Source organism: Microbulbifer sp. ABF4_107 (genome assembly GCF_056312215.1).
In genome coordinates this window covers 3,630,817-3,653,146 of sequence record NZ_CM149983.1, presented here as the reverse complement: position 1 = coordinate 3,653,146, position 22,330 = coordinate 3,630,817, and the positions used below count along the sequence as shown (strand labels likewise).

21 protein-coding genes are annotated in these 22,330 nt (G+C 57.7%); 15 read left to right on the top strand and 6 right to left on the bottom strand.

The window, feature by feature from the left end; genetic code table 11:
- The first annotated feature begins 14 nt into the window (after positions 1-14).
- From ACYX4K_RS14945 to ACYX4K_RS14935, 3 genes are read left to right on the top strand one after another with little or no spacing between them, the layout of a single operon-like run.
- Positions 15-2,063 carry a M3 family metallopeptidase gene (locus tag ACYX4K_RS14945; protein WP_475091347.1) on the top strand — a complete coding sequence of 683 codons (2,049 nt, stop codon included), beginning with the start codon at positions 15-17 and terminating at the stop codon, positions 2,061-2,063.
- A 23-nt stretch (positions 2,064-2,086) separates the two neighbouring features.
- Positions 2,087-2,347, top strand: coding sequence for a YheV family putative zinc ribbon protein (locus ACYX4K_RS14940; RefSeq protein ID WP_475004272.1), 261 nt, complete (start codon positions 2,087-2,089; stop codon positions 2,345-2,347).
- A gap of 31 nt (positions 2,348-2,378) precedes the next feature.
- Entirely contained in the window at positions 2,379-3,185 is an 807-nt protein-coding gene (locus tag ACYX4K_RS14935) for a hypothetical protein (RefSeq protein WP_475091348.1), read from the top strand.
- A 48-nt stretch (positions 3,186-3,233) separates the two neighbouring features.
- On the opposite strand, the gene ACYX4K_RS14930 is transcribed toward ACYX4K_RS14935, so the two are convergent.
- The gene (locus ACYX4K_RS14930) at positions 3,234-3,893 is read right to left on the bottom strand and encodes a hypothetical protein (protein WP_475004270.1); all 660 of its coding nucleotides are present in this window, start codon (positions 3,891-3,893) and stop codon (positions 3,234-3,236) included.
- Positions 3,894-4,031: 138 nt separating this feature from the next.
- Positions 4,032-5,390, bottom strand: coding sequence for an MATE family efflux transporter (locus ACYX4K_RS14925; RefSeq protein WP_475091349.1), 1,359 nt, complete (start codon positions 5,388-5,390; stop codon positions 4,032-4,034).
- 418 nt (positions 5,391-5,808) lie between these two features.
- Here ACYX4K_RS14925 and coxB point away from each other — a divergent pair, with 418 nt between their 5' ends.
- The 4 genes from coxB to ACYX4K_RS14905 are packed head-to-tail and all read left to right on the top strand — an operon-like array spanning position 5,809 to position 10,035.
- Positions 5,809-6,969 (top strand): cytochrome c oxidase subunit II, encoded by a 1,161-nt coding sequence (gene coxB / locus ACYX4K_RS14920; protein ID WP_475091350.1) that lies wholly within the window; start codon positions 5,809-5,811, stop codon positions 6,967-6,969.
- 24 nt (positions 6,970-6,993) lie between these two features.
- The gene (gene ctaD / locus ACYX4K_RS14915; protein WP_475091351.1) at positions 6,994-8,544 is read left to right on the top strand and encodes a cytochrome c oxidase subunit I; all 1,551 of its coding nucleotides are present in this window, start codon (positions 6,994-6,996) and stop codon (positions 8,542-8,544) included.
- A gap of 21 nt (positions 8,545-8,565) precedes the next feature.
- Entirely contained in the window at positions 8,566-9,138 is a 573-nt protein-coding gene (locus ACYX4K_RS14910; protein WP_475091352.1) for a cytochrome c oxidase assembly protein, read from the top strand.
- Positions 9,139-9,144: 6 nt separating this feature from the next.
- Complete coding sequence (locus ACYX4K_RS14905) at positions 9,145-10,035, top strand: cytochrome c oxidase subunit 3 (RefSeq protein ID WP_475091353.1); 891 nt, start codon at positions 9,145-9,147, stop codon at positions 10,033-10,035.
- Between the two features lie 50 nt (positions 10,036-10,085).
- On the opposite strand, the gene ACYX4K_RS14900 is transcribed toward ACYX4K_RS14905, so the two are convergent.
- Positions 10,086-10,310 carry a DUF2909 domain-containing protein gene (locus ACYX4K_RS14900; protein ID WP_475091354.1) on the bottom strand — a complete coding sequence of 75 codons (225 nt, stop codon included), beginning with the start codon at positions 10,308-10,310 and terminating at the stop codon, positions 10,086-10,088.
- A 33-nt stretch (positions 10,311-10,343) separates the two neighbouring features.
- On the opposite strand from ACYX4K_RS14900, the gene ACYX4K_RS14895 reads away from it, so the two are divergent.
- The 6 genes from ACYX4K_RS14895 to ACYX4K_RS14870 all read left to right on the top strand — a co-directional run bounded on the left by ACYX4K_RS14895 (position 10,344) and on the right by ACYX4K_RS14870 (position 15,713).
- Entirely contained in the window at positions 10,344-11,177 is an 834-nt protein-coding gene (locus ACYX4K_RS14895) for an SURF1 family protein (RefSeq protein ID WP_475091355.1), read from the top strand.
- An 84-nt stretch (positions 11,178-11,261) separates the two neighbouring features.
- Positions 11,262-11,912 (top strand): SCO family protein, encoded by a 651-nt coding sequence (locus tag ACYX4K_RS14890; RefSeq protein ID WP_475119525.1) that lies wholly within the window; start codon positions 11,262-11,264, stop codon positions 11,910-11,912.
- 23 nt (positions 11,913-11,935) lie between these two features.
- Positions 11,936-12,988, top strand: coding sequence for a COX15/CtaA family protein (locus ACYX4K_RS14885; protein ID WP_475091357.1), 1,053 nt, complete (start codon positions 11,936-11,938; stop codon positions 12,986-12,988).
- A gap of 240 nt (positions 12,989-13,228) precedes the next feature.
- A complete protein-coding gene (cyoE, locus tag ACYX4K_RS14880) occupies positions 13,229-14,137 on the top strand; it encodes a heme o synthase (RefSeq protein ID WP_475091358.1) in 909 nt (302 codons plus the stop codon).
- Position 14,138: 1 nt separating this feature from the next.
- Positions 14,139-14,807: an SCO family protein gene (locus ACYX4K_RS14875; RefSeq protein WP_475091359.1), complete on the top strand. Its 669-nt coding sequence runs from the start codon at positions 14,139-14,141 to the stop codon at positions 14,805-14,807.
- A 117-nt stretch (positions 14,808-14,924) separates the two neighbouring features.
- Positions 14,925-15,713, top strand: a complete 789-nt coding sequence (locus ACYX4K_RS14870; RefSeq protein ID WP_475091360.1) for a lysostaphin resistance A-like protein — start codon at positions 14,925-14,927, stop codon at positions 15,711-15,713.
- A 19-nt stretch (positions 15,714-15,732) separates the two neighbouring features.
- Here ACYX4K_RS14870 and znuB read toward each other — a convergent pair whose 3' ends face one another.
- Positions 15,733-16,542: a zinc ABC transporter permease subunit ZnuB gene (gene znuB, locus ACYX4K_RS14865; RefSeq protein ID WP_475091361.1), complete on the bottom strand. Its 810-nt coding sequence runs from the start codon at positions 16,540-16,542 to the stop codon at positions 15,733-15,735.
- Positions 16,542-17,327, bottom strand: a complete 786-nt coding sequence (gene znuC, locus ACYX4K_RS14860) for a zinc ABC transporter ATP-binding protein ZnuC (RefSeq protein ID WP_475093908.1) — start codon at positions 17,325-17,327, stop codon at positions 16,542-16,544. The genes znuB and znuC overlap by 1 nt, the downstream gene beginning before the upstream one ends.
- Before the next feature lie 199 nt (positions 17,328-17,526).
- Here znuC and ACYX4K_RS14855 point away from each other — a divergent pair, with 199 nt between their 5' ends.
- Positions 17,527-18,447, top strand: a complete 921-nt coding sequence (locus ACYX4K_RS14855; RefSeq protein ID WP_475091362.1) for a metal ABC transporter solute-binding protein, Zn/Mn family — start codon at positions 17,527-17,529, stop codon at positions 18,445-18,447.
- A 32-nt stretch (positions 18,448-18,479) separates the two neighbouring features.
- On the opposite strand, the gene ACYX4K_RS14850 is transcribed toward ACYX4K_RS14855, so the two are convergent.
- On the bottom strand, positions 18,480-19,028 hold the full coding sequence (locus ACYX4K_RS14850; protein ID WP_475091363.1) for a hypothetical protein: 549 nt from the start codon (positions 19,026-19,028) through the stop codon (positions 18,480-18,482).
- Between the two features lie 209 nt (positions 19,029-19,237).
- Between ACYX4K_RS14850 and polA the strand changes: the two genes are divergently transcribed.
- Positions 19,238-21,982, top strand: coding sequence for a DNA polymerase I (gene polA / locus ACYX4K_RS14845; protein WP_475091364.1), 2,745 nt, complete (start codon positions 19,238-19,240; stop codon positions 21,980-21,982).
- Positions 21,983-22,330 lie beyond the last annotated feature (348 nt).

The following is a 22,330-nucleotide window of genomic DNA, read 5'->3' as shown; positions in this document are numbered from 1 at the left end:
GACAAGGAATCCCGATGTCTGATACTTCCTCCGCGAACCCGCTGCTGACCGCGCCAGTACTGCCTCCCTTCGATACCATCAAGCCGCAACACGCCGAGCCCGCGATTGCTGAACTGATCGCCAAATGCCGCGAACAGCTGCAATCCTGCCTGAATAATGCCGGTGGCGAGCCGAGCTGGGATGAAACCATGGCACCCCTGGAGGAGGCCCAGGATTCCCTGAGCAAGGCGTTTTCACCGGTTTCACACCTGAACAGCGTACTGAGCGGCGACTGGCGTGCGCCCTACGAGGCGTGCCTGGCGCAGGTGACCGAGTACTGGACCGAGCTGGGGCAGAACCCGGAGTTGTACGCGGTATACCGCGCCCTGGCTAAGTCCCCGGATTTCGCCAACTGGCCACAGGCGCGCAAGCAGGCGGTGCGCCACGGCCTGCGGGATATGCATCTCGGCGGTGTGGCGCTGGAGGGCGAAAAGCGCGAGCGCTACGCTGCCATCAGCAAGCGGCTGGCGGAGCTCAAGAGCAAGTTTGCCAACAACGTGCTGGATGCCACCAACGCCTGGAGCCTGACAGTCGCCGACGAGGCCGAGCTGGCGGGTATCCCCGAATCCGCGCTGGCCTCGGCGAAGGCACTGGCGGAATCAAAGGGCGAACAGGGCTGGCGACTGACGCTGGATGGCCCCTGCTTTCTGGCAGTGATGACCCACGCGGAGAATCGCGAGCTGCGCCACAAGATGCACTACGGGTTTATCACCCGCGCCTCGGATGTGGGTCCCAATGCCGGCGAGTTCGATAACGCCAATGTGATGGCGGAGATCCTGTCCCTGCGCGCCGAGCAGGCGCACCTGCTGGGTATGGCCAATTACGCGGAGCGCTCCCTGGCGAGCAAGATGGCGGGTTCGACCGACGAAGTGGAGACTTTCCTGCGGGATCTGGCCAAGCGCGCCAGGCCCGCCGCGGTGAAGGAGTTCACGGAGCTGCAGGCGTTTGCGGCCGATGAATTGGGCCTCGATAAACTGCAGCCCTGGGACGTGGCCTGGGCGGCAGAGAAGCTGAAGCAGTCCCGCTATGCCGTCAGCCAGGAAGACCTGCGCCCGTATTTCCCCTACCCGAAGGTGCTGTGCGGCCTGTTTGCGGTGGCAGAAAAGCTGTTTGGCGTGGTGGCGGAGCGAGACGACAGCGTGCCCAGCTACCACGAAGATGTGCATTTCTACTGGCTGAAGCGCGGCGGTGAGCCCATCGCCGGCTTCTATCTCGACCCCTATGCCCGCGAGAAAAAGCGTGGCGGCGCGTGGATGGACGACGCGCGGGTGCGCCGCCAGACATTGGCGGGCCTGCAGCTGCCGGTGGCCTATCTGGTGTGCAATTTTTCTAGCCCATCCAAAGATAAGCCGGCGCTGCTGACCCACTACGAGGTCACCACCCTGTTCCACGAATTTGGCCACGGCCTGCACCATATGCTCACCCAGGTGGATGTGGCGGCGGTGTCCGGGATCAACGGGGTGGCCTGGGACGCGGTGGAGCTGCCCAGCCAGTTTCTGGAGAACTGGTGCTGGGAACCGGAAGCGCTGGCGATGATTTCCGGGCATTTTGAGACGGGGCAGCCCCTGCCGCAGGCATTATTGGATAAAATGCTCGCCGCAAAGAACTTCCAGTCCGCCATGTTCACCGTGCGCCAGCTGGAATTTGCCCTGTTCGACTTCCTGCTGCACTCGCGCCCGGAAGGCGCCAACGCGGATGAGATCCAGCGCCTGATCAACGAGGTGCGGGCCAAGGTGTCGGTGGTGCCGGTGTCCCCGGACAACCGCTTCCAGAACAGCTTCAGCCATATTTTTGCCGGCGGCTACGCGGCGGGATACTACAGCTACAAGTGGGCGGAAGTGCTGAGTGCGGATGCGTTTTCACTGTTCGAGGAGACCGGCATTTTCGATCCGGCCACGGGCAATAAATTTCTCGCCACCGTACTGGAGCAGGGTGGCAGTCGCGATGCGCAGGACCTGTTCACGGAATTTCGTGGCCGGGCCCCTAAAATTGACGCGCTGCTGCGCCACTCCGGTATCGAATAGCGAGGCAAGTAACGAGGTATATTTTGAGCGACGAATTTGAAAAGCCTGTGAAGCGCCGGTTTATTGCCGGCGCCGTCTGTCCGCGCTGTAGCGAAATGGACAAGATCGTCAATTACAAACAGGGTGACAAGAATTATCGTGAGTGCGTGGCGTGTGGTTTCAAAGATGAAATTCGGCTACAGGCATCACCGCGGGAACTGGATACCCGTGTAAATCAAACCGAAGACAGGGAAGTGGAAGTAACGGCAGTGAAAATCTTACTGCCCCCGAACGATAAAAAATAATCCACAAAATCACTTCTCAGAAGCCAGGCTCTTGAAAAAAATCTATCCCCTGATCGCCCTGGCGATCGTTCTCGTCATTGCCGGTCTCTATGGACTGGATCACTATCGCGAAGTTCGTGAACAGCAGCAGGCGACGACCGCGCATCTGATTACCCGCTGCGTCAATCAGGGCTTGCTATCACTGTATGCGTTGCAGGCAAATGACTGGAACAAAAAGCCCAAACTACTAGATAGGGAAACCGAGCGTTTGCGGGAGCGGGTGGCGGCATTACCGGATGCGGTATACGAGGGGAAACCCTATGCCGACTGGCAGGGCGCTCTGGAGGTATGTGATCGCCTGACGGTGAACAGTAATCGTCAACACAAAACCATATTCCGCTCACTTGCGGAAATGGCGAAAAAAGAAATCTGGGATCTGGATACGGCAAAAAGTGAGCCGTTTCAGGAGCGCCGGAAAAAAGCCATTTATCGTTCAAAGGTTGCCGCAGAAGCCGCGGACCGCTATCTCGATGATCTGCAGGCAGATGTAAAACGACTGCTGGACGTCAGCCGGGTTTCACCGGAAGCGCGCGCGCTGACCGAGCAGCAGCTACAGGAATATATATTTAAGAAATACCGCAAGGGTCGCTTCAGCAAACGCCGGGTACTGCAGTATCTGGAGCGACAGGAAGCCTTTTATCAATTGCTGACGGACAACCCGAAAGGGTTCACCTTGCGCGGTGGAAGTCTGTTTTTCTACAACAAAAAGTTGCACCGCAAGGCCGACGACCTGAATCGTTCCCTGCTGCACGGTGAGTCGGACTTTTTCGCCAACTGGCGGCAGATCGTAGAGCAGTAAAGATCGGCGACTGCAGCGGCAAGAAATAATAGACCCGGCCAGATGTGATCAGTGTGAAAGATCAATCTGTCGGTTCAGGGTGGGGGCACGCAATTCAATTTGCATGTGGTTGGCGAAATCCGGCCACTCACCGGGCACATCTTCAAATCGCTGCTTGTAAAGGATCATCGATACCAGCCGCGCGGGGTCCAGTTCGGCGGGTTCAAAACGCTGCAACAGCACTTCGGCCAGATCATCCAGCTGGCAGGCCAGGGTTTCGCCCAATAATTCACGCACAACCAGGTTCGCCACCATCGGGTCCATTGGCAGCAGCGGGGTACCGCATACCGGCTGCAGGATGTCGTTGATTTCTTCCATTATCCGGTGGGTGAGGTACGCCTCATCGAGAATAGAGCCGAGCCCGTGTTCCTGGGGCTGGCGCTCGGGTATTTCTCCAAAGCTGTGCACGATCAGATCCCTGACCGGGAGAAAGTCGAGCCCGCCGGCATCACACAGCTGCTCCATGCGCTCGAGCCACGAGGGAATCACCTGGATATAGCGGATCACAAAACAGGTAATGTGCAGCGGGGCATCCCGCTGCGGCAAATGGATGCTGCGGTGCAGGTTCGGCAGTGTGTTGTGCAGTGAGCGTCGAAAACGACTGCGGGCCTGCTCTGCGGCCACGGCCCGTTCGATGCACTGTTGGATCAGGTGGTAATGGTCGGACATACGTCAAAACGAAAACGGCGAAACCGCGTCCTCGTTTCTTTGTTCGCCATTCCCCCGTTTGGACCCGTGAGCGGGTTCAAATTAGTGAGCGGACAAGACTGCTTAACGATGGAAGTGGAATCGGTACCGTAGCTCCAGTTACAGCCAAACTTTGTTTTTAGTGTAGTAGTAAAAATAGACCATCAATCCGGTTGATCGTGCGCCAAACCACAAAAAAAGGCTGAACCAGATGCCAGCATTGCCCAAATGTCGAGTCATCCACCAAGTTGGTATGAACACCATCACGGAAGCGACAAACATGGTATTCCGCATCTGCCGGCTTTTACCCGCGCCGATGAAAACTCCGTCCAGCTGATAGCTCCACACTGCAACCAGGGGCAACGCACATAGCCACGGGTAGTAGCTTGCCGTTGCCGACAGTACCGCGGGGATATCGGTAAATAACGGCAAAATCCAGAACTTTCCGGTAACCAAAATGCCCGTGATTACCAGCGCCGTCACCAGTGCCCAGGTGCCGGCGGCGCGGTTGGTCCGCTGGAATTGCTCCATCGAACCACGCCGCACCGCGCGACCAACGAGGGATTCGGTGGCGTGGGCAAAGCCGTCCAGGGCGTAAGACGTGATCATCAGTAGCTGCAGAAGGATCGCGTTGGCCGCCAGTATGGTGTCGCCCTGGGCCGCGCCCTGGGCGGTGAAAAAGGTCAGGGTAAACAGCAGCAGGCAGGTGCGCACAAACAGATCGCCGTTGATGCGCAGCAGTTCCAACCACGGCGCCGTCTTTTGCCATGGCCAGAAGGCGGCGCTCCGCAATACTTCTCCCATCTCGTTGCGTGCATCCCGGTGGCGCAGTCCCAGCAGCCACCAGCCCAGGCAGAAACTGCACAGGTCTGCGCAAACCGAAGCCCAGGCGGCGCCGCGCGCGCCCATCCCCAGCCCCAGAATCAACAGCAGATCCAGCGCGATATTCAGCAGGTTGGCAGTGACCAGTATCGCCAGCGGAGCGCGGCTGTCCTGGCGTCCGATAAAAAATCCCAGCAGGGCAAAGTTGGCAAGCGCTAACGGCGCGCTCAACAGGCGGATCTGCAGATAGTCGCGCGCGTGGGGCGTGGCCTCGGCACTGGCGTTCATCCACTGGGTGATCAGTGGCAGCAGCGGCGAGGCGAGCAGAAGCAACAGGGCGCCGAGGGCGAGTGCCAGCACCAGTGCGCGCAGTAACCACGCCGCGCCGCTATCGCTGGCGCGGGCCACCAGCCCGGTCGTGCCCATGCGCAAAAATCCAAAAGCCCACAGCAACATGGAAATCACGCTGGCGCCAATGGCGACGCCGGAAAGATATTCCGGGCTGGACAGGTGGCCGAGCACGGCGGTATCTACTGCGCCCAGAAGTGGCACGGTGATGTTGCTCAGAATCATGGGCCAGGCGAGATGCCAGACCCGCAGATAGGGAGCGGCGTTTCGGCGTGAAAAGACACTGGAGAGCGCCGATGAATTTTTCATGTAAGTTGGCGTTTTAATTGACTTTCTTCTGGCGATGTGTTTCTTTTGAAAGTGCTAGATGCGACAAAAAGACACAGGTTGTTGGTTGTACCTTCCGGGCGGCGACATCTGAAGTAAAAATAACAAGTTGCACTGACAGCAGTATCGCGCAGTTGAGGTCCTCGCCCGGTGTGCGAACAGTGTATGTAGTCTTGGTTTACTACAGCGTATCCACACGTTCACGTGTGGGTGTGTTCCCGATTTTCCGATCGGGGCAGTCTCCATCCTCGGAACAGCCAGCCGCTGTTTACGGGTTTTGCTATTTTGTGGTTTGCGATGCCGCGACCGCGCACGGTTATTTTTCCGTGGCGCAAGGCCGTAGCGATCAAACCGCAGGAAGCGGGCTCGCGAGAATAACAAACATGGAGATCTGCAGGCGATGTTGATGGGCTTCAAACGGCTGTTCGCCTTCCTGACCATCTCGGCAATTGCACCCGCTGCGCTCGCGCAGGAGGCTTCTGAGAAGGCCTCGGAGGAAGTGCAACGCTGGGGGGTCAATATGACCCAGGGGGTAACCGAGGTTTCCCGTACCACTTACGATCTTCACATGCTGATCTTCTGGATCTGTGTGGTGATCGGCGTAGCGGTATTCGGGGTGATGTTCTACAGCATGTGGCGTCACCGCAAAAGCAAGGGCTACAAGGCCGCACAGTTTCACGAAAGTCTCGGAGTGGAACTGGCCTGGACCATTGTCCCTACCCTGATTCTTATCGGCATGGCGATCCCCGCCACCAAAACCCTCTACGATATCTACGACACCAAGGAAGCCGATCTCGACATCATGATCACCGGCTACCAGTGGAAGTGGAAATACGACTACCTGGGTTCCGATGTCTCTTTCTTCTCCAATCTCTCCACGCCCCAGTCGCAGATTCAAAATCAGCAACCGAAAACGGTGAACTACCTGCTTGAGGTAGACGAGCCGCTGGTGGTGCCGGTGAATAAAAAAATCCGCTTCCTGATTACCGCCAACGACGTGATCCACGCCTGGTGGGTACCGGATCTGGCGGTGAAGAAAGATGCGATCCCGGGCTTTGTAAATGAATCCTGGACCCGCATCGATGAGCCCGGCATTTACCGCGGCCAGTGTGCGGAACTCTGCGGTAAGGACCACGGTTTTATGCCGATCGTGGTCAAGGCGGTGCCGGAAGATGAATACCATTCCTGGCTCAGCGACCGCGCTGCCGCAGCCGCGCGCATCAAGGAACTGACCAACAAAACGTTCACCTTCGACGAGCTGTACGAGCGCGGCGAGAAAATCTACAACAGTGCCTGTGTGGCGTGCCACCAGGCCAAAGGCCAGGGCATTCCCGGCACCTTCCCGGCCATTGCCGGTTCCAAGGTTGCTACCGGCCCCATGGACGGGCACATGAGCATGGTGGTGAATGGTTCCCCGACCAACCCAGCGATGCAGGCCTTCGGCGCGCAGTTAAGTGAAGTGGACCTGGCCGCGGTCATCACCTATCAGCGCAGTGCCTTCGGCAACAATATGGGCGACACCGTGCAGCCCATCGACATTCTCAATTTCAAGAATAAGTAAGCAGGAGCCGAGAGGAGTTTAGTTATGGCACACGGTCCCAAACCCGGTTTTACCCGCTGGCTCTACACCACTAACCACAAAGACATCGGCTCGATGTATCTGTGGTTCAGTTTTGCGATGTTCCTGCTAGGCGGATGTATGGCGCTGGTTATCCGCGCTGAACTGTTCCAGCCCGGCCTGCAGATTGTGCAGCCGGATTTCTTTAACCAGATGACCACCATGCACGGGCTGATCATGGTGTTCGGTGCGGTGATGCCCGCGTTTGTGGGGCTCGCCAACTGGATGGTGCCGATGATGATCGGCGCTCCGGATATGGCGCTGCCGCGCATGAACAACTGGAGCTTCTGGATTCTGCCGTTCGCCTTCGCGATGCTGGCATCCACGCTGTTTATGGAAGGCGGTGCGCCCAACTTCGGTTGGACATTCTATGCGCCGCTCTCCACCGAATACGCACCGCCCAGTGTGACCTTCTTTATCTTTGCCATTCACATCATGGGTGCCTCTTCGATCATGGGTGCGATCAATATCGTCGCCACCATTCTGAATATGCGCGCACCGGGTATGACCCTGATGAAGATGCCGCTGTTCGTGTGGACCTGGTTGATTACCGCCTACCTGCTGATTGCAGTAATGCCGGTACTCGCCGGTGTGGTGACCATGATGCTGATGGATATCCACTTCGGTACCAGCTTCTTCAGCGCCGCCGGTGGTGGTGACCCGGTACTGTTCCAGCATGTGTTCTGGTTCTTCGGCCACCCCGAGGTGTACATCATGATCCTGCCGGCGTTCGGTATCGTGTCGGCGATCATTCCCACCTTCGCGCGCAAGCCGCTGTTCGGTTACAGCTCCATGGTGTACGCCACCGCGTCCATCGCCTTCCTAAGTTTTATCGTGTGGGCGCACCACATGTTTACCGTGGGCATGCCGATTGCCGGTGAGCTGTTCTTTATGTACGCCACCATGCTGATCGCGGTGCCCACCGGGGTGAAGGTGTTCAACTGGGTGACCACCATGTTCCGCGGCTCGATGACTTTCGAGACGCCCATGCTGTTCTCCATCGCGTTTGTGATCCTGTTTACCCTGGGTGGCTTCTCCGGCCTGATGCTCGCCATCGCGCCGGCGGATTTCCAGTATCACGATACCTACTTTGTGGTGGCGCACTTCCACTATGTGCTGGTGCCCGGCGCCATTTTCTCGATTACCGCCGGCGTCTATTACTGGCTGCCCAAGTGGACCGGGAATATGTACAACGAGACTATGGGCAAGGTGCATTTCTGGATGGCGTTTGTGGGCCTGAACGTGACCTTCTTCCCGATGCATTTTGTCGGCCTCGCTGGTATGCCCCGCCGTATTCCGGATTACGCGCTGCAGTTTGCCGACTTCAACCAGATCGCCAGTGTCGGTGCCTTCCTGTTCGGCGCCGCGCAGATCGTGTTCCTGTTCAATGTGATCCGCACGGTGCAGGGCGGCAAGAAAGCCACCGATGAAGTCTGGGAAAATCCGGAAGGGTTGGAGTGGAGCGTGCCCTCACCGGCCCCGTACCACACCTTCAGCACGCCACCGGTTGTGCGTTAATTTCCTGTAAGAGTTGACGTTATGTCGCTGAGTGCAAACGCAAAAACCACGGCCAAGCTGCTGACCCTCGCGGTCGGCATGCTCGGCTTTGCGTTGTTCATCATGCCGCCGCTATACGACGCCTTCTGTGAGATCACCGGCCTGAACGGCAAAACCGGTGGTCGCTACGAGGCGGTGCCTGCCGCGGTGGATACCGAGCGCACAGTGAAAGTACAGTTTGTTGCCAGCTACAACGAAAACATGCCGTGGGAATTCAAGCCCGATACGGTGGAAATCCGTGTGCACCCCGGAGCAGCGGTAGATACCGTGTTCCACGCGCGCAACCCCACCGACCGCGACATGATCGGTCAGGCGATTCCCAGCCTGGTGCCGTTCAAGGCCGCCAGCTATTTTCATAAAACCGAATGCTTCTGCTTTAACCAGCAGGCGCTCGCCGCCGGCGAATCCGCCGAACTGGGTCTGCGTTTTATCGTCGATCCGGATCTGCCCGCCGGGGTAAATACAATTACGCTTTCCTACACGCTGTTTGATGTCACGGAAAGAATTGCCAAACAAGCGAACAACAAAAGTACCGACTCCGAGCGAGAGGGATAAAAAACTATGGCCACCGAAAGCAGCTACTATGTTCCCGAGCAGTCCCGGCTGCCTATCTTCGCCACCATCGGCATATTCCTGACGGCCTTTGGTGCCGCCACCTGGGTCAATGGCGGCAGCTCGTATATTTTCTTTATCGGCGCCATCGCCATGGCCACGGTGTTGTGGTTCTGGTTTGCGGAAGTCATCAAGGAAAACATGCAGGGCCTCAACAGCGCTCAGCTGAAGCGCTCCTATGTGTGGGGTATGGGCTGGTTTATTTTTTCTGAGGTGATGTTCTTCGCCGCCTTCTTCGGCGCACTCTATTACATCCGCACCTTCTCCCTGCCGTGGCTCGGTGGTGAGGGTGACCGCGGATCATCAAATATGTTGTGGGAGGGTTTCCAGAACACCTGGCCGCTGATGGTTACCCCGGAGCAGGCAGTCAGTGGTGACGCGGCCAAAGTGGTCGGTCCCAAGGGAATTATCGATCCCTGGCACCTGCCGCTGCTTAATACTGTATTGCTGTTAGCGTCCAGTGTGACCGTACATATCGCCCATGTTTATCTGAAAAAGGGCAAGCGCCAGGGCTTTAATCTGTGGCTCACCGCTACCGTGGCACTGGGTATTGCCTTCCTGTTCTTCCAGGTAGAGGAATATCTCGAGGCCTACCAGCAGCTGGGCCTGACTCTGGAATCCGGAATCTACGGCACCACCTTCTTTATGCTCACCGGCTTCCACGGTGCGCACGTGACCCTCGGCACCATCATGTTGTTGATCATGTTGCTGCGCTCGGTGATCGCCCACCACTTCAAGCCGGACGATCACTTTGGTTTCGAAGCGGCCAGCTGGTACTGGCACTTTGTGGATGTGGTCTGGGTCGGTCTGTTTATCTTTGTCTACGTGCTGGGTGCGTAAACAAAAGCTGGCAGGTGGGTGCTTCTAGCATCCACCTGTCTAAATCGAACTTAATATTTATTTGCCCAGGGCGCGGTGTTGGAAAGGATCCCGCTATCAAATCCGTACCAAATAGCGATCAGTAACAATGCCGCCAGAGAGATGCGAATACCCAGCGCATAGAGGGTACGTTTGGATTGTGGCGCGCCCATATCGCGCAACAGGAAAATCAGCGCACTGGTCAGGCTGGCCAGTACGGCGAGAAACAACAACACGATTAGTGCTTTTAGCCACATAATAAAACGCCACTTATTGAAGTATTTATTGGCATGACAGCTCCCAAAACATCGCAGCAACACCGCGATCACGCAGTAAAGACCGGGAACGCCGAAAAGGTTACGGAACACGCGGCAGATGGCAAGTCCTCATCGCGCGCCGCCAGTGTAGCATTTATTCGCAACTGGCCCGTCACCCTCCTCAGCCTGTGTTTTTTCCCCATCTTGTTGAGCCTCGGCAACTGGCAGCTCAATCGCGCGGCGGAAAAACAACAGATGCTGGAGCAGATCAATGGGCGACTCTCCGCACAGCCGGTAAATCTGACTGACGCGTCTGCACAGTGGGGAATCCTTAAAGCCTATACGCCCGTACGCTTACTGGGCGTTTATTCAGAAGAGTACTTTTTTCTCGATAATCGCACCCGCAATGGTCGTGTTGGCTACGAAATACTGCAGATTTTTGAAACCGGCAGCAGTGATACAACCAAATCACGCTGGTTGATCAATCGTGGGTGGCTGCCAGCTGGCAGTCGTCGAAGCGAGTTGCCCGAAGTGCGCTATCCACTGGCCGCGAAAGTCATCACCGGCTTTCTTTACCCCGCGCAGCTCAATGGGCAAGGTGGCACGACACCTCAAAGTCGAATTCAGTCCCTGCAAGAATTGAACCCACAGCAACTCATGCTTAACCAACCAATGTGGCAAGTGCGTCTCAGTGTTGATTCAGATACCGCGTTGGTTACTGACTGGCAACTGATCACCACAAGTTCGCCGAAGCACATCGGATACTCGATACAATGGTTCGCGATGGCAGCTACTCTGCTTGTACTTTGGTTGCTTACGGCGACAAACACGCGCCAAATACTGTGTGATAAGTTAAAGAAATCTTAAAAACAGATGTAGTTAAACCAAATCAATAATGAGTGTATTGTGGATTCCGGTCCGCAAATTGCTCCCAATAGTGAGGTACAAGAGGTGACGGAAAGAGTTCAGACCGATAAGGATTCGGAGGTCAATTCGGCAGAGCGTTCGCATCGAATGCTGTCAGGTTCGAGTCGTTTGGCCGGTATTGGTGTCGTTGCTTCTGTAGCGTTACCGATTCTTGCAGCTTACCTCATCTTTTATACCGGTTTAGGTATTCCATCCAACACGGTTAATCAGGGGGAACTCCTAAAACCTGCCAAGAGTGTGGCAGAAATCGAGCTACTGACCCATGATGGCAGTGAGTTGTCACTGGAGCACGAGGCGCTTAGGTGGCGCTACCTGATTATCGGTGATGCTCAGTGTAGCGTTGAATGCGAGAAACTTTTGTACACCACTCGTCAGGTGCATATCCGCTTGGGCGACAAGGCACGTCGTGTGGAACGGATCCTTGTCACTGCCGCGCCATTGAGCGGGGTGCGCCAACGAGATCTCGCCAGCCAACACCCCAAACTCCGCTTCTTCAGCGTTGACCCGCAACAACTGGATCTGTGGCTGGCTGACAGTGACCACGCCGGCCTCGCGCGTCCAAATGCGCTACTTGTGGATCAACAGGGTTACGCGATGATGGTGTACGATAATACCCATACTGGCAACCAATTGCTGAAAGATATCAAACGATTGCTGAAGTACTCCTACGAATAGTAAAGGCTAAAGGAGGGAGCGAAATGGATGTTGAATCCGATATCACTGAACTGAGTAAAAACTACAAGAGGGACTGGCGGTTTCGCCTGGCTTTGGCGGGCACCGGCCTCGCCCTGGTGGTGGTGGTGCTCGGTGCCTTCACCCGCTTGTCTGACGCCGGTCTCGGTTGCCCGGACTGGCCCGGCTGTTACGGGCACCTCCTGTGGCCGGATGAGCACCACGAAATTACCGCGGCCAACGCCGCCTTTCCGGACACCCCTGTAGAAACCGACAAGACCTGGCCGGAAATGGTGCACCGCTATTTTGCCGGCATGTTGCTGCTGCTGGTGGCGGGATTAACCTATCTGTTCTGGCGTCGCCGCGGGCATCGGGGGTTTATCCAGAGTCACATCCTGTTGGGTTTGATAATCCTGCAGGCGGCTTTCGGTATGTGGACGGTCACTCTCAAACTTTGGCCGCAAGTCGTTACCCTGCACCTTCTGGGTGGTATGGCTACACTGTCAGTGCTATGGATGTTGTCCGAACGGTTACGCTACCGGAAACGATTGATACCAGCTCATGAGTACGCGGCACTGCAGAGGTTGCGTCCACTGGCGATTGTGGCAGTAATTGTTGTGAGCCTCCAGATCGCACTTGGTGGCTGGACCAGCTCTAACTATGCGGCGCTGGCGTGCCCGGATTTCCCTACCTGTCACAACGAGTGGTGGCCAGAGATGGATTTCCGACAGGGTTTTAATGTTGCACAACATATCGGCCCAAACTATTTAGGCGGGGCGCTGGAAAGCGATGCGCGTACCGCAATTCACCTGACCCACCGCATTGGCGCAATCATTGTCACGCTGATAGTGAGCCTGCTGGCGGTATTCGCCTGGCGGGCCGGCTCGCCCCGCTGGGGCCAGGGCCTGCTCGCCGTATTGGGCTTGCAAGTGGCTCTCGGAATTGCGAATGTGGTGATGTTCCTGCCGCTGCCCATCGCCGTGGCCCACAATGCCGGCGCAGCACTACTGCTGCTGAGTCTGCTGACCTTCTGCTATCGGATTAACACGGTGCAGCCGGCGATCAAGAATTTTCCGTAACGACGTTGAGATTGAGCATAAAGATGTAGCGTAGAGGGTTTTGCAGTACCTCAAATAGGGGCGCCTCAAGAATCGTAACGAGCGGGAGGCTGGTGGTGGGCGTCGGAGTGCAGGAAGCGGAGTGTTTGAGACTACATGAGCATTCTGACCGGGCTGGCGCACCAGCACCGCCAGACGCCGCCAGGCGCACGCGCAGTAGATTTTTGAGATACCCATAATAATGACAACGAGGTGGTAACCATGAGTACCCAGGCAGTAGCAGTCCAGCACGCCATCTGGCGTGATTACTATGAGCTCACCAAACCGCGGGTGGTGATGCTCATGATCCTCACCTCAGTGATCGGCATGTTACTGGCGGCCCCCGGCATGGTGCCACTGGATATATTGGTCCTGGGGAATGCTGGTATCGCGCTTTGTGCTGGCGGTGCCGCCGCGATAAACCATCTTGTCGACCGGCATATCGATATCAAAATGGCCCGTACCACCAACCGCCCGGTGGCGCGAGGCCGAGTCGAACCCCATAAGGCACTGTTGTTTGCATTGGCCCTGAGCTGTTCTGGTATGTCTATACTGCTCGTCTTTGTCAATGCACTGACCGCCTGGCTGACACTGGCCTCCCTGCTGGGTTATGCAGTGGTATACACCATGTTTCTCAAGCGCGCCACGCCTCAGAATATCGTCATTGGTGGTCTCGCGGGTGCTGCGCCGCCACTACTTGGCTGGGTTGCGGTAACTGGTGAGATACATGGCCACGGTCTGCTGCTTGTGCTGATTATTTTTGCCTGGACGCCACCGCATTTCTGGGCACTGGCGGTGCACCGTCGCGATGATTACGCAAAAGCAGAAATTCCAATGTTGCCGATTACCCACGGTGTGCAGTTTACGAAAATCCATATTCTGCTGTATACCATCATTCTTTTCGCCGTTAGTCTTTTGCCATTCGCAACCGCAATGCTGGGGTGGTTGTATCTACTCGGTGCGGTGGTCCTCGGTATCGGTTTCCTCTACTGGGCCATCGAGATGCTACGGGGCAGGGTTGCCAATGCGGGAATGGAGACGTTCAAGTACTCCATTGTTTATCTGATGGCGCTCTTTTGCATTATGTTGATGGACCACTATCTGGTGGCGCTGCCTACTAGCGGAGTTTGATATGAATGAAAATCTGCATCACACGCCGGCACAGAAACGCGGCATTTTTATAACCGTCGCTGTGTTGATACTGTTTATGACAGCCGTTGTGGTGGGATTTCTTAACAAGTTGAACCAGCCGCGGGTGATTACCGATGCGGAGTTGCGGGCTAACGGTGCATTCAAGCTGGAGCGACCGCGTATTCTGGATGAATTTGAACTGCTCGCCGACAGTGGTGACGTATTCAAAACCACACAACTGACCGGGCGCTGGACGCTGGTTTTCTTCGGCTTTACCCACTGCCCGGATGTCTGTCCCACCACACTGGCCACGTTGAATAACTTCTATAAAACCCTGGATGAAGACACTCGGGAAACTACCGATATTCTGCTGGTTTCCGTCGATCCACAAAGAGATCAACCGAAACAACTGCAGGACTACGTGCGTTATTTCAATCCGGATTTTTACGGAGTGACCGGAGAATTTATCAATCTCAAGCGTTTTGCCAATCAGCTCAACGTGCCGTTTAACAAGGTTCCACTGGAAGACGACCAATACACCGTAGATCACGGATCACAGGTGGTACTGATCAACCCCCGTGGGCATTACCACGGCTTTTTCAAAGCGCCGCTGGATCCGGCAAAAATGAAACTGACGTACCGTTCAATGCGCGCAACCTATAACGGCTGAGGGGACCGCGATCACGGCAGGGATGTGCAACAGGCGCTATGATGGCGCCTGTTCTCGTTTGCCTGATCTGAATTACAGGACCGAATAATTCGTCAAATTGTTGAAAATGGAATTTCTATGTTTTCACTCAATGTACAGCGGGGTGCGCCAGTGATTGCGGCGGATACTCCAATCGATGGTAAGTTTCTTTGGCTACCCGCGGCGTTTCTCTGCCTGCTGGCAATTCCGTTTGGTTGGATCGGTATATTCGCCCCCGCCATCTGGCTTGGTCTGGTGGCAATGGACAGTGCGCAGGGCTGGAAAAAAGCCGTCAGCTATGTGATTACCGGATTGTTGATGCTGGTGGTCACCAGCGGGGCCATTCCCGGAAACGACCATATCCTGCTGATGGAGCCGTATCTGCAAAACGGCAGCGAAATTTACGCGAGCTTTCGACCGGCCAAAGCGGTTATTGCCGTGACGCTCGTGCTGTTTATGCTGCTGCGTCCACAGCCGCTGAAACGCAAAGACCTGCCGCTGATGGCCATCGCCATCGTCACCCCGATTGTCGCGGGTGCTTTCTTTCTCGACTTCCAGCCCAAGCTCACCGCCACCATCGCGCTCGCCGCACTGCTGAACCTGCTGGTGGTGTGTATTGCCGAGGAAGGTTTTTTTCGCTGGGTTTTACAGCGCGGGCTGGGCCAGTGGTTACATCGCTGGCCGTGGATTCCGACCATTCTGGTAACCCTGCTGTTCACCTACCTGCACACGGGCTGGGCTGTTTCCATCACCATGCTGTCGCTGGTTGGGCTCGCGGGCCTGGGTTACGCGCTGATCTGGCAATTGCGTGGCAGCTTCTGGGCCTGTGTGTTTACCCACTGGGGGGTAAACCTGTTGCATATGACCCTGCTGCAATACCCGGGTTGAGCCGTTGACATGATATGAATCAGGCAGTTGTTTCCCGGTGAAACAGCTGCCCAATCAGAAACAGGCAGCCCGCCGCCAGCACGATCGACGGCCCTGCCGGGCTATCCCACAGCACCGAAGCCGCAAGGCCGATTGCCACGGAAATACAGCCGATCAAGGAGGCGAAGCCGGCCATCTGCTCCGGGGTGGTCGAAATACGTCGCGCGGTGGCGGCGGGGATAATCAGCAGGGCGGTGATCAGCAATACACCCACCACTTTCATGGCGATGGCAATCAGCAGCGCCAGCATCAGCATCAGCGCCAGGCGCACCCTTTCTACCTTGATTCCCTCTACTGCAGCCAACTCCTCATGCAGGGTAAAGGCGAGCAATTTCGGCCACAGAAAAATCAGCAGCAACGCAATTACTACGGTGGCGATGGCCATCAATAGGAGGTCCTGAGTGGAGACTGCCAGCAGATCGCCCAGCAGCAGCGATAACAGGTCCACATTGATATCCAGCAGGCTGACGGTGACGATCCCGAGGGCCAGCATGGAGTGGGACAGTATGCCCAGCAGGGTATCCACCGACAGGTTCTGACGACGCTGGAAGTACACCAGCAGCAGCGCCAGCAAGCAGCTGCTCGCCACCACCGCCAGCGTCGGCTGAATATGCAGTACAAAACCGAGGGTCACACCGAGCAGGGCAGAGTGGGCGAGGGTGTCGCCGAAGTAGGCCATGCGCCGCCACACCGCAAAGCAGCCGAGGGGGCCGCTCACCAGGGCCACCAGCAGGCCGGCGCCCAGGGCGTACCAGAGAAACGTCGAGTGTAAAATCTGCGACCAGTCCATCAGTCTTTCTCCCCGGAGTCCTGCGAAGATGTGCGCGATGGCGGGGGGGTAATCGCGTGGTCGTGGTCGTGACTGCAGCCCTCGTCCACGATTTCACCGCCGATATCATGGTGGTGATTGTGATGGTGGGTGTAGGGCGCCAGTTTATCGCCGAACATCTCCAGATAAGCCGGGTCCTTGCTGACCTGCTCCGGGTGACCGTAGCAGCAGATATGCTGGTTCAGGCACAGTACGCGGTCCGTGGCGGCCATCACCAGATGGAGGTCGTGGGACACCAATAGCACGCCACACTTGAGTTCATCGCGCAGCTGAGCGATCAACTGGTAAACCTCACTCTGTCCGCCCAGGTCGACACCCTGGGTAGGCTCATCCAGCACCAGCAATTGCGGTCGGCGAGCCGCCGCCCGTGCCAGCAACACCCGCTGCATCTCACCGCCGGAAAGGTCCGCCAGGCGAGACTTGGCTAGATGGGGTGCGGCAACACGATCCAGCGCATCCGCCACTTCGACCCCGCTGATGCCCAGCTGCAGAAAGCGCGCCACGGTCATCGGCATGGTGGCATCGATCTGCAGGCGCTGGGGCATATACCCCAGGCGCAGGCCCGGCAGCCGCTCCACCCGGCCGGCAGTCGGCTTGGTCAGCCCCAGTAGCAGGCGCAGCAAGGTGGTCTTGCCGGCGCCGTTGGGGCCGATTACGGTAACGATCTCGGCGGGCTGCAACGCTAGGGAAATATCCTGCAACAACTGCCTACCGGCGATTTCCAGGCTGACCTGGTGAGCGCGGATAAGCGGCGTGGTTGGGCTATGGGGGCTGTCCTGCGGACTCTTCAAGGGATTTCCAGACTGGATGACTGACGGGTTTAAAAGGTGGGATTTGGCTGGCGAGTGTAAGCTGGCTGTGATTATATCGCATCCCCTAAATTGGGTGCCGGCACCGGCACCCGCGTCGTTTGAACCGATTTTGCACCGCTTGAGCTGCCAGTTGATGTCCGAAATAGCCCTTCGCCTGATTACCGCCCTGACCATTGTAGTGACCAGCATGTTCGCGGCGAGCGGCTGCAGTCCACGGGAGCAGGAAGCGGGAGAAGTGGGGCCTAAGGTTGTCGCCAGTATTGGCCCGTTGGCGATGATCGCTCGCGAGGTTGCCGGGGGCGACGCTTCGGTACACCAGTTGATCCGCAACGGTGACCCCCACCACTTTGCCCCCAAGGTATCTGACCGCCTGAGGCTCGAGTCTGCACAGCTGGTGGTGTGGATGGGGCCGGCGATGGAGTCGGTACTGGCGCGGCAGATGGCGCTGGTGCCGGATGATCGACAGCTGATGCTGCTGGCCGAGAAAGCTGCCTACGAATATACCGGTGCGGACGCCAGCGACCCGCACCTGTGGCTGCGACCGCGCAATGCTGCAGTCATGGCGGCGATGATTGCCACGCGCCTGGCCAGCACCGATCCGGACAATGCAGATGGCTATCGCCAGCGCGCGCGGGATTTCTCCCGCGCCATGTCCAACCTGCAAAAGGTGCAGGATCGTGCACTCTGGGCCTACAAAGATGCTCCCATCGTCACCACCCATCAGGCTTACAGCCACTTTTTTGGTGCAGCAGGGGTCGGCGTTGAGAGTTTGGGGGGAACGGCGGATCACCAGCACGGTGCGCGGACTTTGATGCAGAAACGCCGCACCCTTGAGGGTGATCAACCGGAAACAACCGTCGCAGGTTGCCTGTTTGGTGAGGCTCCCGCCAATGATCGGGACCAACAGACCGCCGTCAATCTGAATCTCGGATATCAGGCGCTGGATCCGCTGGGGATTGCATTGCCGGAAGGCGCAGGCTATCGGGATCTGATGGAAAAGCTGCTGGCGGACGCGCGCCTGTGCCTTGCACGCATCCCGGACCGCAGCGAATAGAGCAGGCTCACTGCGGTTGCCTCAGGCCCGTATCAGGAGGGTTCCTGAGCCAGCTCGCCGGCCTGGTCCTCTTCGACCTGTAGCTCTTCCGCCTGCAACTCTTCAGCCTGATACTCGTCCATCCGCGCTTCTGCGGGTGCAGCGTGGCCGGCCTCTTCATTCATTGCTGGCAGTGTGCTCTCCAAAGAGGGTGTGGTGACCTCTTGAGGAAGCTGCGGCACCGACTCCTGCACCACCTTTTGTTCGCTTTCTCCTTCCTGCAGGAATACTTCTAGCTGCTGCATCTGCGTGCTGCGTACGTTGTGTAGCAGGGTGCGGCGATTGTGATCCTGCAGCATCTCCTGCCGATACCGCTCGCGGTTCTGCTCTTCGATCAGATAGATGTTGGCGGCGGAAACTTTTTCAGTCGCCACTTCAGGCACCGCGTAAGTGCTTGTTTCCACATGTTCCATGGTTTCGGCGGCGTAGGCCGAGCCCGCGCTCGACTGTGTGCGCTGCTGTTGCTGATCGGCACCTTCGCCGAAGGCGGTACCGCTGAACCCCAGGGCCAGTGCCAGGGGAATAAATAGACGGGATTTCATGATTTTTTGCCTCGCTGCGACTTCCCTATACCAAGCCTAGAAGCTGCGGCCGAAACGGGGGTGACACTGCGATGACTGGCGCGGCGGTGACGATGGATTGAACGGCGCAGCGTCAAAATTCGCCGCCGGTGCACGAGCGAAATTCTTCCAAGGCGGGTATCCTGTCGCCCAACAAATCCGACCCACGCAAATCGAATTCCCTACTGTCTATGAGCAACGCCAAGTCCTCTTCCGCACCACTGATCCTGGTGGACGGCTCCTCCTATCTGTACCGCGCCTTCCATGCATTGCCGCCGCTGCAAACCAGTAACGGCCAGCCCACCGGCGCCGTGCGCGGGGTCATCTCCATGCTGCGCAAGCACCTCAAGGAGCACCCGGACAGCCCGGTGGTGGTGGTGTTCGATGCCAAGGGCAAGACCTTCCGCGACGAGATGTTCGCGGAGTACAAGGCGCAGCGCCCGCCCATGCCGGACGACCTGCGCGCACAGATCCAGCCAATCCACGACATCATCGACGCCATGGGGCTGCCGCGCCTGGTGATCGAGGGGGTGGAAGCGGACGATGTGATCGGCACTCTGGCCCTGCAGGGCGCGGAGCAGGGTATCGACGTCATCATCTCCACCGGCGACAAGGACATGGCCCAGCTGGTGCGCCCGGGGGTGACCCTGGTGAACACCATGTCCAACACGGTGATGGATGTGGACGGGGTGAAAGAAAAGTTCGGCGTGGGCCCGGAGCTGATCATCGACTTCCTCGCGCTGATGGGCGACAAGGTGGACAACATCCCGGGCGTCCCCGGTGTGGGCGAGAAAACCGCACTGGCGCTGCTGCAGGGTATCGGCAGCCTGAAAGACATCTACGCGGACCTGGATGCGATCGCGCCGCTGGGTTTCCGCGGTTCGAAAACCCTGGCCAAGAAAATGGAAGAGCACAGGGACGCGGCGGATATGTCCTACGTGCTCGCCACCATCAAGACCGATGTGGAAATGGACTATCAGCCACAGACCCTTGCCAATAGCGAGCCGGATACGGACAAGCTGCGCGAACTGTTCAAGCAAATGGAATTCCGCAGCTGGGTGGAAGAGCTGGCCGGCGAAGGCGATGCCGAGTCCGTCGCCGAAGCCATGACCGTCGAGCGCAACTACAGCACGATTCTCGACGAGAAAGAGCTCGACGAGTGGATCGAAAAACTGAAAAAAGCTGACGTCTTCGCCTTCGATACCGAAACCACCAGCCTCAACTACATGCAGGCCAAACTGGTGGGCGTGAGCTTTGCCGTGGAAGCCGGCGAGGCCGCCTACCTGCCACTGGCCCACGACTATATGGGCGCACCGGCTCAGATCGATTTCGACAAGGCGCTGACTAAACTGAAGCCGATTCTCGAAGACGAGCAATACAAAAAAGTCGGCCAGAACCTCAAGTACGACAGTCACATACTCGCCAACTACGATATCGAACTGCGCGGTATCGCGCGGGACACCATGCTTGAGTCTTACGTACTGAACAGCACCGGCAGCCGCCACGATATGGATACCCTCGCGCTGAAATACCTGGGCGAGACCACCATCAAATTTGAAGACATCGCCGGCAAGGGCGCCAAGCAGCTCACCTTCAACCAGATCGAGCTGGACAAGGCGGGCCCCTACGCGGCGGAAGATGCGGATATCACCCTGCGCCTGCATCGGGAACTGAGCGGTCGCCTGGCCAAAGAGCCGACCCTGGAAAAAGTCCTCGACGAGATCGAAATGCCGCTGGTGCCGGTGCTCACTCATATCGAGCGTAACGGGGCCTATATCGATGCGGCCATGCTGAAAAAGCAGTCCGGCGAGCTGGAAGAAAAAATGCGCGCGCTGGAACAGCAGGCGTATGAAGAAGCGGGCGAGGAGTTCAATCTCGGCTCCACAAAACAACTGGGCACCATCCTGTTTGAAAAACTGGAAATCCCGGTGATCAAGAAAACCCCGAAAGGGGCACCGTCCACCGCGGAACCGGTGCTGCAGGAACTGGCGCTTTCCCACAAGCTGCCGGCGCTGATCATGCAGTACCGCGGCATGGCCAAGCTGAAAAATACCTACACCGACAAACTGCCGCTGATGATCGACCCGGCCACCGGCCGCGTGCACACCTCCTACCACCAGGCGGTGGCGGCTACCGGTCGCCTGTCGTCCTCGGATCCCAACCTGCAGAATATTCCGATCCGCACCGAAGAGGGCCGTCGCATTCGCCAGGCATTCGTTGCCGACCCGCGCATCAATGGGGGCAGTGCAATCGTGGCCGCGGACTACTCGCAGATCGAGCTGCGCATCATGGCGCATCTGTCCGGCGACAAGGGGTTGCTGGATGCCTTCGCCGAGGGTGCGGACATTCACCGCGCGACCGCGGCGGAAGTCTTCGAAGTGCCCGTGGACGAAGTGTCTGACGAGCAGCGCCGCCGCGCCAAGGCGATCAACTTCGGCCTGATCTACGGCATGAGCGCGTTTGGCCTCGCCAAGCAGCTGGATATTCCGCGCGGCGACGCCCAGACCTATATCGACCGCTACTTCGAGCGCTATCCGGGCGTACTGGCGTATATGGAAAACACCCGCAAGCAGGCCGCGGACAAGGGCTATGTGGAAACCCTGTTCGGGCGCCGCCTGTACCTGCCGGAGATCAATTCCCGCAACGGCATGCAGCGCCAGGCCGCCGAGCGCACCGCCATCAACGCGCCCATGCAGGGCACCGCGGCGGATATCATCAAGCGTGCAATGATCGCGGTGGAGGCCTGGTTGCGGGACGAGAAACTGAAGACCCGCCTGATCATGCAGGTGCACGATGAACTGGTACTGGAAGTGCCGGCGGATGAGCGTGCGCTGGTGGTAAAACGCATTCCGGAACTGATGCAGGCCGCCGCGGAACTGGATGTGCCGCTGATTGCCGAACTGGGTGAAGGTGCCAACTGGGACGAGGCGCACTGATCGTGGTTTGTACTGTGCGGCGCGGCCGCACTGGATGCCGGATCGAGTCCGGCATGACGGAGCCTGTGTCATCCCAGCCACGACGTCATCCCGGGCTCGACCCGGGATCCAGAAGCTACAGCGTGCGAAGCCGCAGGGTTTCCTCCGAACCTGAAAAAATATCAGCGAAATTTTTTAAGTTTTTTTCGCAACTGGTGGAACCAACAGCGAAGGGGCCCCTCTAACTAAGCAAGATCGTTGGATTGCAACATCATCCCCCAAAGCTTAGTCAGAAGCCCCTCGCCCCGAAGCTACCCCCATCGGGGCTTTTTTTTGCCTGAAATTTGTACGGGCGAAAAAGAATGCCCC